This window comes from Petrotoga mexicana DSM 14811 (assembly GCF_002895565.1).
In the GTDB taxonomy this organism is placed as follows: Bacteria; Thermotogota; Thermotogae; order Petrotogales; family Petrotogaceae; genus Petrotoga; species Petrotoga mexicana.
Genome location: NZ_AZRN01000030.1, coordinates 1 through 1,410, shown reverse-complemented (window position 1 = coordinate 1,410; position 1,410 = coordinate 1). Strand labels below are relative to the sequence as shown.

Annotated in this window: 2 protein-coding genes; both read right to left on the bottom strand. The window is 36.8% G+C overall.

Annotated elements, in window-relative coordinates; genetic code table 11:
- Window positions 1-151: 151 nt before the first annotated feature.
- Window positions 152-427, bottom strand: a complete 276-nt coding sequence (locus X927_RS06545) for a hypothetical protein (RefSeq protein WP_146026591.1) — start codon at window positions 425-427, stop codon at window positions 152-154.
- Window positions 428-461: 34 nt separating this feature from the next.
- Entirely contained in the window at window positions 462-1,337 is an 876-nt protein-coding gene (locus X927_RS06540; protein WP_425440368.1) for a glycosyl hydrolase 2 galactose-binding domain-containing protein, read from the bottom strand.
- Window positions 1,338-1,410: the final 73 nt, after the last annotated feature.

The following is a 1,410-nucleotide window of genomic DNA, read 5'->3' as shown; positions in this document are numbered from 1 at the left end:
TGTTGTACTCTGTTGCTATCCGTTCTCTGTCTTCTGAACGCTTTGGATACTGTCGTGTGCTTGGTTTTTGTTGTTGTAAAAGGAGCGGCGTCCGCCGAGGATCTACCTGTAGGGGTCGTCGGCAGCGTCAGATGTGGATTAGAGACCGTGGTTAGTATTTGTAATCTTGCCATCCTGACCAGATTTCCCAAACATGTCTATCTCCCGCTTCAGAAGAGTTAGCTCTACTGCCACCGTATGGGCTCGATGGCCAGTACAGTCTCGATGGATCTTCTTGGGCACATATTTTAGGAAAATCTTCCAAATAAAGTCTATTTCCAAGATTTTTTTCATCCACTTTCAATTTGTAGTCCCATTCTTCAAAGCCCCAATTATTCTCATTATTTCCGCACCAAAGGACTATACTTGGATGATGTCTTAATTTCAATACTTGATGTCTTATTTCTTCGTTTACAAGCTTTCTAAACNNAACTTAATATATTTTCAGCAGGGATCCAATTTGCGCCTTTGGCGAAGATTTTTCTGCCGTTTATCTCAAAGATAAAGCTTTCACCTTCTGAGTTATTTTCTCTCACTACCCTGGCGATTCTAAAACCTATTTTCTTTTTCTCACTGTAGATTACTTCTTTATTTTTCTTAAGTCTAAACTCAACTTCGTATAAATAACTTTCACCCAAATCGTGTGGATACCAAAGCTTTAAATTCTCTATTCTTTTAGAACCTTCAAATTTGTAATTTTCAACACTAGCGGTTACTGGTAATGTAATTACTGGATTTCCATTGAAAAGAATTTCTACTTCGTAGTTTTTAGTATCTTTAATATGGGAATCAACGTAACCGGAAAAGTTGACTTTTCCATCTAAATTTTCCAAAAAAGCAGTGGAACCGAAAAGTCTAGCATCTTTATAACTTTCTATGTAAATATCTCTGTATATTCCACTAGTGGCTATTCTTGCTCCCCAGTCCCAGCCATAGGAATACTGAGCTTTTCTTATGTAAACTCTTGCGGTTTCTTCGCCGGCGTGTAATTTTCCGTAATTTTTTTCAAATCTTTTAGGGAGGTCTATTGGAGATTTAATCTCTATTCTTAAAGAATTTTCTCCAATTTTGAGATACTTTTTAATATCAAACCGGTATTCTATGAACATATCTTCGGTTTCTCCAACGAAATTATCGTTAAGATAGATATTTGAAAGGGTATCCACACCCTCTAATACAAGATTGTAACATAGCTCATCGTTTATCTCTTCTATGTGAAATTTTTTCTCGTATATCCAATTTTTCCATTCTAACCTTTTGAAAAGTTTTTCATTTTCTCCTACATAAGGGTGAGGCACGAGATTCAAATCCACAAGGTCTCCTTGTACTGTTCCAGGGACGTTTCCATCAAACTCAAACTCTTTTTCGTTG